General features: G+C 76.4%; 4 protein-coding genes and 3 pseudogenes. 3 read left to right on the top strand and 4 right to left on the bottom strand.

Annotated elements, in window-relative coordinates:
* Window positions 1-337 (top strand): pyridoxine 5'-phosphate oxidase C-terminal domain-containing protein (locus G3I53_RS00535; protein WP_275406476.1); only part of this gene is annotated, 337 nt, incomplete at its 5' end.
* A 36-nt stretch (window positions 338-373) separates the two neighbouring features.
* Here the strand turns inward: G3I53_RS00535 and G3I53_RS00530 are convergent.
* The 3 genes and pseudogenes from G3I53_RS00530 to G3I53_RS33525 all read right to left on the bottom strand — a co-directional run.
* Window positions 374-1234, bottom strand: coding sequence for a GNAT family N-acetyltransferase (locus tag G3I53_RS00530; RefSeq protein ID WP_164332740.1), 861 nt, complete (start codon window positions 1232-1234; stop codon window positions 374-376).
* A 3-nt stretch (window positions 1235-1237) separates the two neighbouring features.
* Window positions 1238-1924, bottom strand: a complete 687-nt coding sequence (locus G3I53_RS00525) for a GNAT family protein (protein ID WP_164437917.1) — start codon at window positions 1922-1924, stop codon at window positions 1238-1240.
* Between the two features lie 8 nt (window positions 1925-1932).
* A pseudogene (locus G3I53_RS33525) lies at window positions 1933-2191 on the bottom strand (OB-fold domain-containing protein); the annotation flags it as partial.
* Between the two features lie 268 nt (window positions 2192-2459).
* On the opposite strand from G3I53_RS33525, the gene G3I53_RS00520 reads away from it, so the two are divergent.
* The gene (locus tag G3I53_RS00520) at window positions 2460-3668 is read left to right on the top strand and encodes an NAD(P)/FAD-dependent oxidoreductase (RefSeq protein ID WP_164437916.1); all 1209 of its coding nucleotides are present in this window, start codon (window positions 2460-2462) and stop codon (window positions 3666-3668) included.
* 79 nt (window positions 3669-3747) lie between these two features.
* Here G3I53_RS00520 and G3I53_RS00515 read toward each other — a convergent pair.
* A pseudogene (locus G3I53_RS00515) lies at window positions 3748-4426 on the bottom strand (SDR family oxidoreductase).
* On the opposite strand from G3I53_RS00515, the pseudogene G3I53_RS33520 reads away from it, so the two are divergent.
* Window positions 4395-4703, top strand: a pseudogene (locus G3I53_RS33520) (cyclase family protein); the annotation flags it as partial. The pseudogenes G3I53_RS00515 and G3I53_RS33520 sit on opposite strands and share 32 nt — an antisense overlap.
* Window positions 4704-5104 lie beyond the last annotated feature (401 nt).

Raw genomic sequence — 5104 nt, 5'->3', positions numbered from 1 at the left:
CGAGGAGGCGCGGGCCGACCTGCGGGTGCGGTCCACCGGGGCGCTGGCCGCCGCCCTCACCGGCCGCCAGAGCGAGGTGCTCGGCTCGGTGGACGAGCTGGCCCGGGCGTCGGAGGCGGCCTGGGAGCGCGCCGCCCGGGAGCCGGACGCCCCCGTGCCGTCCTGGACGCTGTACCGGCTGCGCCCGGACGAGGTGGAGTTCTTCCAGGGCGACGCCCGCCGCCGCCACGTCCGGCTGCGGTACCGGCGGGTGACGGAGGACGCCGGGGACACGGGGACCGCCGGGGCCGGGGAGCGGGCGGCGGAGCGCTGGACGCGGGAGCTGCTCTGGCCGTGAGCCGCGCCCCCGCCCCGCGTGTCCCCCCGCCGGGGCCTACCCCGTGAAGTCGTACACCGCGAAGTCGGCGACCGGGCGGTAGCCGATGCGCTGGTAGAGGGCGTTGCTGGTGGGGTTGGCCAGGTCGGTGAAGAGCAGGACCTCCTGGGCACCGTCCGCCGCCACGGCCCGGCTCACCTCCGCCGTGGCCGCGCCCGCGTAACCGCGCCCGCGCAGGGGCGGCGGGGTGTAGACGCCGACCACCCGGCTCTGCCCGGCCACGATCGGGGAACGGCAGGCCATGGCGACCGGGGTGCCGTCGGGGGTCTCCCAGAAGGTGGCCTGGCCGCCCGCGACACGGGCCTCGGCCCAGCCGTCCGGGTCCTGGAGGTGCGCCTCGCCCAGCTCCTTGCAGAAGTCCACGTACCAGCGGGCCAGTTGGGCCCGGTCCGCCGGTCCCGCCACGCGGGGCCGGCCGGGCGGCACCGGCTGCGGCACGGTCAACTCGCCCAGGCGGTACAGCCGCTGGCGTTCGCCCACCGTGGCCGAGGTGCCCGTCCGGCGGGCCCAGCACTGTGCGAAGGCGGCGGCGGTGGCCCGCTCGCCCTGCACGCCGGGCAGCTCCCGGCCGAGGTCCAGGAGGTGCGCGGCCAGGGCGTCCGCCTCCTCGGCGGACAGCTCCGTCAGCTGAAGCCGGTGCGGCGGGGTGCGCAGGAAGGCAGCCCGGACGGCCCCGTCGCGTTCCAGGACACCGAACTCGGGGACGCCGTCACCGTAGGTGTGCGGTCCGCGCGTGCGGAGCGCCTCGGTGACGGTGAGCATCAGGGTGTGCCGGGCGGTGCGCGACCGGAGGAAGGAGCCGGCCCGGGCGAGGAAGGCGTCGACGTCCCCGGGACGATGCCAGTGCGTGGTGTCCATGCCTCATGATGCCGATCGGCCGCGCCCCGGCGCCTCCGGATTTCGCCCGGGCCCGCCGTGCCGTGCGGGCGCCGGGTACGGCGGCTCCGGGTCCGTGGCCAGGCGGGCGTGCAGATGGGCGTCGCGGAAGGCGTCCCGGCGGCCGGACGCGAACAGCGCCCCGCGCAGGGTTCCTTCGAGGGGGAAGCCGCACCGCTCGGCGATCCGGCAGGACGCCTCGTGCCCGACGACGTGGCCCAGTTCCAGCCGGTGCAGGCCGAGTTCGGTCAGCGCCCAGCGCGCGGTCAGCAGCAGCGCCCGGGTGGCGACGCCCCGGCCGCGGGCCTCCGGGAGGATCCAGTAGCCCACGCGGGCGTGGCCCAGCACGGGGTGGATCTCGTTCAGGCCGATGTGACCCAGCGTCGTGCCGTCGGCGGCGTCCATGACGCGGAACGACGCCGTGGAGCCGTCCGCGTCCCGCCGGGCCCGCCCCCGCAGGGCGGCCCGGGCGGCGGCACGGTCCGTGGCCGGCTCCAGGGGCGTGTTCCAGCGCAGGAAGTCCGGGTCGGTGGTGCCGCGCAGCCAGGTGTCCGCGTGGGCGGCCGAGTCGGGGTCCCAGCGGCCCAGGCGGAGGCCGTGGCCGTGGAGTTCGGGGCGGGCGGGGGGCGCGAGGGGGCGGGGCGGCGCGGTCCGCCGGTCGGTGTGGGACATGCGGCCATTCAAGCGGGCGGTGCCGCGCGGAACACCGGAATTCCGTCCCGGAAGCAGACCGTGAGAGCGGCCCCGGACCGCAGGCCGGATCCGTCGTACGGCGCCGCTCCGGTCTCCGGGGCGCCGGCCGGGGAGGTCCGGCCGTCGGGCCGCGGGGCCACGATCTCCGTCGTCATCCGGGGGCCCTCGGCGAGGTCGACGACGGCCGGGACGCAGGGGGGTGCGGCCGGCGGAGGGCGGCAGGTCGGTGCGGTGCACGACGGACCAGACGTCCATGGGCACACCCGCTCCCGGCCGGCACCTGCACTCCGCCACATCTGACGGGACGTCAGTTCAGCGGACCGGGAGCGGATGCGCAAGACGGCCGGAGGAACGGCGCCTCCGGCGACGCCGGGCGCGGGGCGCGGGGCGGACCGGGCCGGGCCGGCCCACCCCGCCCGGGACGGCCACGTTCCCGCTCAGATGTGATCAATCCGCAACCAATTCCGGTCTTGACCGAGACCCATCAAGCAGGTGCGCGCATACGCTCGCGTTCATGACCGACTCCGCCTCCCACAGATCCACCCCGCCCGCGGCACCGCAGCCCGCCGACCGTCCCGTCTACGTGATCGGGGGCGGCCCGGGCGGACTCGCCGCCGCCCAGGCCCTGCGCGCCCGGGGCGTACGCGCCGTCGTCCTGGAGCGGTCCGACGCCGTGGGCACCTCCTGGCGCCACCACTACGACCGGCTGCGCCTGCACACCACCCGGCGCCTGTCCGCCCTGCCGGGCCTGCCGATGCCCCGCCGGTTCGGCCGCTGGGTGTCCCGGGACGACGTGGTCCGGTACCTGGAGAAGTACGCCGAGCACCACCGTCTGGAGATCGTCACCGGGGTGGAGGTCGACCGCGTCGAGCGCACCCCCGACGGCACCGGCTGGCTGCTGCGCGCCACCGGGGGCCGGGAACTGACCGGCGCCGCGGTGGTCGTCGCCACCGGCTACAACCACACGCCCCGGGTGCCGGACTGGCCCGGCCGCGCGTCGTACACCGGCGAGTTCCTGCACGCCCACGCCTACCGCAACGCGGTCCCGTTCGCCGGCCGGGACGTGCTCGTCGCGGGCGTCGGCAACACGGGCGCCGAGATCGCCGTCGACCTGGTCGAGGGCGGCGCCTCGCGGGTGCGGCTGGCCGTGCGCACCGTGCCGCACATCGTGCGCCGCTCGACGGCGGGCTGGCCCGCGCAGTACTCGGGCGTGCTGGTGCGGAGGCTGCCGGTCCGCCTGGTCGACCGGATCAGCCGGGTGCAGGCCAGGGTGGCCGTGCCGGACCTGTCGGCGCACGGGCTGCCCCGGCCGGACACCGGGCTCTACAGCCGTGTGCTGGAGGGCGCCATCCCGGTGCAGGACGTGGGCCTGATCGACGCGGTGCGCAACGGCAGGGTGGAGATCGTGGCCGCCGTGGAGGGCTTCGAGGACGGCGAGGTGCTGCTCGCCGACGGCACCCGCATCGGGCCCGACGCGGTCGTCGCGGCCACCGGCTACGTCCGCGCCCTGGAGGGCCTGGTCGGCCACCTGGGCGTGCTCGACGACCGGGGCAGGCCGGTCACGCACGGCGGCCGCTCCCCGTCCGGCGCGCCGGGCCTCTACTTCACCGGGTTCACCAACCCCATCAGCGGCAATCTCCGCGAGATGGCCCTCGACGCCCAGCGCATCGCCCGGGCGGTGCTGCGCCGCGGCGCCCCGGGGGTGTCCCGGCTGCCCGGGTGACGTCCGCCCGCGCGGACGGTCCCCGGCTGCTCCTTCGCCGACTCGGCCCGGTCACAGCCATTCCTGACGCTGCGTCATTTCAGTAACCTGGCAGAGCGTCAGGTTCATGCTGTCTCCTCGCCTGCTCCAGGAGCGGCATCGGGTCGGTGCCCACCGTCGTGGGCAGGGCGTCGGCGATCCGCTCGGGCGTCCAGGCGCCCTCGGCGTAGGCGGCGCGCAGTTCCCTCGGCTGGGCCCACACCGCGATCTTGGGGCCGGCGACGGTGTGCACCTGGCCGGTGACGCCGGCGTCCCGCGCGCGGTCCGACAGCAGGTAGACCACCAGGGCTGCCACGTCCTCGGGCCCGCCGATCCCGGCCAGTTCGGTGGGGACGCCCGCCGACATGCGCGTACGGGCCACCGGGGCCACGGCGTTGGCGGTCACGCCGTACTTGTGCAGGCCCAGGGCGGCACTGCGCACCAGGGAGATGAAGCCGCCCTTGGCCGCGCTGCAGTTGGCCTGGGAGACCGAACCCTGGTGGTTGCCGCTGGTGAAGCCGATGAGGGTGCCGGAGCGCTGGGCGCGCATCCTCGGCCACGCCGTCGGCGACGTCACCGGAAGGATCCGCGCCGTCGACGGCGACGCCGTAGTCGTTGACGACGAGGCGGGCACCCTCGGCGGCCGCCGCGAGCGCGACCGCGCGGCCGATGCCCCGCCCGGCTCCGGTGACGGCGACGACCTTGTCCGACAGGAAGTATCCGTCGCCGGGGCTGTCGATCCGCACCCCGGAGTGGTTCCACGCGCGCGACGTGGCGGCGGTCGCCGCCGACACGCTCACCTTCGAGGTCTTCCCGCCGGAGGTGGCGGACCTGTGTCTGCCGGTGCACGCCCTGCACCTGGTGGAGATGGGCATGCCGCAGGGCCAGAACCGGAACCTGGAGGAGTTGTCCACAGCCTGTGGAGAAACCGGCCGCTACACCTTCCTGCCGGCGGCGACGCCCGAGCCGTTCACCGGGGGCACCGGAGCGCCCGTGGCACCGGGCGCCGTGCTGTAGGGGCCGCCGCGACCCGAAGGGTGACGTCGGCGGCGGTGCGGCGCCGACACGCCCCGAGTACGGCCCTTCCGCACCGCCGTTCCGACTCCGGCGTTCCCGCCCGGCCCCGCGCAGGGGCACCGACGCCGTGTCACGACCCGCACTCGCCGAGGAACTCCGTCACCGAGGCCCTCGCCGTCCCCTCGCGGCGGATCGCTGAGGACCAGAGTGGTGAGCCGGTCACGTCACGTCAACACCGATTGGCACGCATCTGTCCGGTTCGTCATGGTTGCCGGGTTCGCCGCCCGCCGCGCACGGATGCACGCCCGGCGCACCGCGCAACGCCCCGCCGCACACCGCCGCCCCGTCGTGCACCCGTGCACCGGGGCCGGCCACGGGCCCGCACCGGGGCGCGGAGCGCG

This window comes from Streptomyces sp. SID14436 (genome assembly GCF_010548465.1).
Lineage (GTDB): Bacteria > Actinomycetota > Actinomycetes > Streptomycetales > Streptomycetaceae > Streptomyces.
This window is presented reverse-complemented; position numbering and strand designations above follow the sequence as displayed.